Here is a 3,504-nt window from a genome sequence, read left to right on the forward strand (position 1 = left end):
TGGCGCCGCAGATCGCCGCCACCGCGAGGATCGCGTGGGGCTGCGTGCCGAGCCGCGTCGGCCGGAACAGGCGGCGATAGGCCAGCATCGGCGCCTCGGCCGGCATCCCGGAGAAGTGCTGCGCGAAACCGAAGCCGCAGCCGATGTCGCCGGCGAGCTGGGCGCTGTAATCGGACGAGCCGAGCAGGAAGATCGGCGGCAGCGGCACGCCGGACGGGCTCGCCTGGATCTTTCCGAACGGGTGCCCCTCCGGGAAGCCGCTGTCCCAGAACAGCAACTCCTGCAGGCGGTCGAGGAAGTCGTCGTTGCCGCCCTCGCCGGGCGCCTCCCGGCGGCGCAGGGCCCGGGCGGTGAGCCCGTCGGTGCCGGGCGCGCGCCCGAGGCCGAGGTCGATCCGGCCCGGGAACAGGGCCTCCAGCACCCGGAACCGCTCGGCCACCATCAGCGGCGCGTGGTTCGGCAGCATGATGCCCCCCGACCCGACCCGGATCGCCCGGGTCGCGGCGGCGATCTGGCCGATCATGATCTCGGGGGCCGGGCTCGCCACGTTGGGCAGGGCGTGGTGCTCGGCCAGCCAGTATCGCCGGTAGCCGAGACCGTCGACGTGGCGCGCGAGCGCCAGCGTGTCGTGCAGCGCCTGCGCCGGGGTCGAGTCGGCGCTGACGAAGGAGAGGTCGAGGACGGAGAGCGGTGTCATGGTTGGGAGATAGGGAGGCGGGCTGGCCGGTGCGAGGGCCGGTCGAGGGGCCGATGCCCGTGCTGCACGAGACGCAGGTCGCTCTCAGTTCGTCCCGCCTGCTTGATCCCCGCCCTGGAACAGGGTCTCGAAGTCTCGGCCGCCGTAGAAGACGTTGACGATCTCCACCCGATCGCCGTTGACGTGATAAGCGATCACAGCGGATCGTTCGAACGATACCGTCCGCAACCCGGGCTCCAAATCGTCGCGCGGGCGACCACCATGGGGTGCGTCGCCGACACGTTCACAGCGGCTGACGAGCCGGTCCAGAAACCGGTCGGCAACGCTCGGATCGCGGCTCGCCTCGTAGACCCAACGGTAGATCTGCAGCAGATCGAACTCGGCTTCCGCACGGAAGACGACCCTAAGGCGTCGCATTCCGGTGGGCCTTCACGGTCTCGGCATGAAGGGCCTTGATGTGAGCTCGGACCTCCTCGACGCTCAGCGGCGGCCGCGGGTCGTCGAGGGAGCGGCGGATGCGGGCGCGGATCGCGTCGAGACGTTCGGCATCCTCCCGGCGCCGGCTCTGCCAAGCCTGCACCGCGTCCTCCAAAACCTCGCCGAGCGAGGCGTATTCGCCGGCCTCGACGCGCTCGCGCAGGGTGCGGACCGTCTCGGGAGGCAGCGTGACGCTGATCGTCTCGGCGGGTGGCATGACTCGGCCTCTTCACTCGGCCTCTTCGGATCGGCACGATCCTAGCATGAAAACCGGGCTGCCGCGCAGCCTTGTCCGCACCGCACCGTCGGCCTAGGGTCCCCGCCGCATCGCGGGCGCCCGAGATCGCCTCGCCCTCACGGAGATCGACACATCATGGCTCTCCTCGCCGACGTCCTCTCGCGGGTGAAGCCGTCCGCGACCATCGTGATGACCCAGAAGGCCCGGGACCTGAAGGCCTCCGGCGTCGACGTCATCAGCCTGTCGGTGGGCGAGCCGGATTTCGACACGCCGGACCACATCAAGCAGGCCGCGATCGAGGCGATCCACCGCAACGAGACCCGCTACCCGCCGGTCTCGGGCATCGCGCCCCTGCGCGAGGCGATCGTGCGCAAGTTCAAGCGTGAGAACGGGCTCGACTACAAGGTCTCGCAGACCATCGTGGGTACCGGCGGCAAGCAGGTGCTCTACAACGCCTTCCTGGCGACCCTGAACCCCGGCGACGAGGTGGTGATCCCCCGTCCCTACTGGGTGTCCTACCCCGAGATGGTCGGGCTCTGCGGCGGCACGCCGGTCTTCGCCGACACCGACATGGCGCACGGCTTCAAGCTTCAGGCGGAAGAACTCGACCGGGTCCTGACGCCCAAGACCAAGTGGATCGTCCTCAACTCGCCGTCGAACCCGTCCGGGGCCGCCTACACGCGCGACGAGATGAAGGCGCTCACCGACGTGCTGCTGCGCTATCCCGACGTGCACATCCTCACCGACGACATCTACGAGCACCTGACCTACGGCGACTTCGCCTTCGTCACCCCGGCCCAGGTCGAGCCGCAGCTGGTCGAGCGCACGCTGACCATGAACGGCGTCTCCAAGGGCTACGCCATGACCGGCTGGCGGATCGGCTACGCGGCCGGGCCGGAGAAGCTGATCAAGGCGATGGACTTCGTCCAGGGCCAGCAGACCTCCGGGGCGAGCACGATCGCGCAATGGGCGGCGGTCGCCGCCCTCGACGGCCCCCAGGACCACCTGGCGAAGTTCCGGGCGGCGTTCCAGGGCCGGCGCGACCTGGTCGTGTCGATGCTCAACCAGACCAACGGCCTGACCTGCCCGACGCCGGAGGGCGCCTTCTACGTCTACCCGTCCTGCGCGGCGCTGATCGGCAAGAAGACCGAATCCGGCAAGACCATCGAGACGGACGAGGATTTCGTCACCGAGCTGCTCCAGGCCGAGGGCGTGGCCGCCGTGCACGGCTCGGCCTTCGGGCTCGGCCCGAACCTGCGCATCTCGTACGCCACCTCCAACGCCGTCCTGGAGGAAGCTTGCCGGCGCATCCAGCGGTTCTGCGGCTCGCTGCGGTAGCAGCCTGGGACGGGATTGCCGGATCAGTCGGCGATCCCGAGCACGAGGGCGAGCATCCGGTTCAACATGGCGAGGGTATCGCGCTCCAGGCGACCGATGGGCATGCTGCATTTCGCGCGCGGCATGGCGATGATCTTGTCGGTCATGATCTGCGGGACGCTTCGCAATCCGTTGGCCGCTGTCGGTTCGATAGTCAGCCGATAGAGCGGTGCGTCGCGAAAGGTACTCGTGAGGAGGCAGACGAGGATGCTGTCGGTCTCGACGAGCCAATCGGACTGAATGACGAGGGCGGGACGCGGTTTGCCGTAGGCACCGGGCGGCGACACGGTCACGATGTCACCGCGCGTCACGGTTCGGGCCAGTCGAAGGCCGACGCGATGAAGTCCAGGGCTTCGGCCTCCTCGGGCGTACCCTTCAAAAGCGTGGCCTGCCGAGCGGCTTCCTCCTTGAAGCCCGGCGCCGATGGGTCCGGAACCCAGATGCGCACGAGCTTCATGCCGTCGCGCCGCGGCGCCTGATGATAGCGCTGGGACTTCGGTTGTCCTTCCCGGGGCTTGATCTGAGGCATGGAATGACGGGTCCGACGACGCGCCATACTAGGCTTCGGCAGCGCTTATGACTACCATGTACCGCCTTCCGAACTCTCGTGAGCCTCCCATGCCCACCATCGCGGTGATCGCCCCCGGCGCCATGGGCAGCGCCATCGGGGCGCGGCTGGTCGAGCACGGCGCCCGCGTGCTGACCGCGCTCGGAG

General features: G+C 68.8%; 6 protein-coding genes and 1 pseudogene. 2 read left to right on the forward strand and 5 right to left on the reverse strand.

Going from position 1 to position 3,504, the window contains the following annotated elements; all coding sequences use genetic code 11:
* The 3 genes from FV228_RS23625 to FV228_RS23635 all read right to left on the reverse strand — a co-directional run.
* Positions 1-697 (reverse strand): MsnO8 family LLM class oxidoreductase (locus tag FV228_RS23625; protein WP_147856801.1); only part of this gene is annotated, 697 nt, incomplete at its 3' end.
* Positions 698-781: 84 nt separating this feature from the next.
* Entirely contained in the window at positions 782-1,114 is a 333-nt protein-coding gene (locus tag FV228_RS23630) for a type II toxin-antitoxin system RelE/ParE family toxin (RefSeq protein WP_147856802.1), read from the reverse strand.
* A complete protein-coding gene (locus FV228_RS23635; protein ID WP_147856803.1) occupies positions 1,101-1,391 on the reverse strand; it encodes a ribbon-helix-helix protein, CopG family in 291 nt (96 codons plus the stop codon). Before FV228_RS23635 ends, FV228_RS23630 begins: the two co-directional genes overlap by 14 nt.
* A gap of 156 nt (positions 1,392-1,547) precedes the next feature.
* Here FV228_RS23635 and FV228_RS23640 point away from each other — a divergent pair, with 156 nt between their 5' ends.
* Complete coding sequence (locus FV228_RS23640; protein ID WP_147856804.1) at positions 1,548-2,750, forward strand: pyridoxal phosphate-dependent aminotransferase; 1,203 nt, start codon at positions 1,548-1,550, stop codon at positions 2,748-2,750.
* Positions 2,751-2,773: 23 nt separating this feature from the next.
* On the opposite strand, the gene FV228_RS23645 is transcribed toward FV228_RS23640, so the two are convergent.
* Both FV228_RS23645 and FV228_RS23650 read right to left on the reverse strand, forming a co-directional pair.
* The gene (locus FV228_RS23645) at positions 2,774-3,100 is read right to left on the reverse strand and encodes a type II toxin-antitoxin system PemK/MazF family toxin (RefSeq protein ID WP_147856805.1); all 327 of its coding nucleotides are present in this window, start codon (positions 3,098-3,100) and stop codon (positions 2,774-2,776) included.
* Complete coding sequence (locus FV228_RS23650) at positions 3,097-3,318, reverse strand: antitoxin MazE family protein (protein WP_147856806.1); 222 nt, start codon at positions 3,316-3,318, stop codon at positions 3,097-3,099. Before FV228_RS23650 ends, FV228_RS23645 begins: the two co-directional genes overlap by 4 nt.
* An 89-nt stretch (positions 3,319-3,407) precedes the next feature.
* Here FV228_RS23650 and FV228_RS34385 point away from each other — a divergent pair.
* Positions 3,408-3,504: pseudogene (locus FV228_RS34385) on the forward strand (6-phosphogluconate dehydrogenase); the annotation flags it as partial.

It is taken from the genome of Methylobacterium sp. WL18 (assembly GCF_008040015.1).
In the GTDB taxonomy this organism is placed as follows: Bacteria; Pseudomonadota; Alphaproteobacteria; order Rhizobiales; family Beijerinckiaceae; genus Methylobacterium; species Methylobacterium mesophilicum.